The 307-nt window shown below is 71.0% G+C and carries 1 pseudogene; it reads right to left on the bottom strand.

Features of this window, described 5'->3' with window-relative positions:
- Positions 1–90: 90 nt before the first annotated feature.
- Positions 91–307: pseudogene (locus ADK67_RS14430) on the bottom strand (ATP-binding protein); the annotation flags it as partial.

Here is a 307-nt window from a genome sequence, read left to right on the forward strand (position 1 = left end):
GTTGTTCGACGGCGGGCTCGGCGGAGTGATCAGCCATGGCGTCACTGTGCACCATGGCCTGTCGGGTTGCCACGGCCTGCGCTCCCGGCGTCAGGGGGTTGTTGCGGCGGCCATCTCGCACCACACGAATTTGCTGCCGGGTTCGGGGTTCTCCCCCCACCCGGTCTTCAGCTTCTGGCCGAACTGAATCCCCCATCCCCCGACGGTTGCGGACAGCCGGGCGCGCGGCAGGACCGGGCTGCCGTCCTCGACCTCGACCCGGAGCCGGCGCGCGTCGCCCGCCAGCCGGATCACCGGGATGGTGGTC

This window comes from Saccharothrix sp. NRRL B-16348 (assembly GCF_001280085.1).
Classification (GTDB): Bacteria; Actinomycetota; Actinomycetes; order Mycobacteriales; family Pseudonocardiaceae; genus Actinosynnema.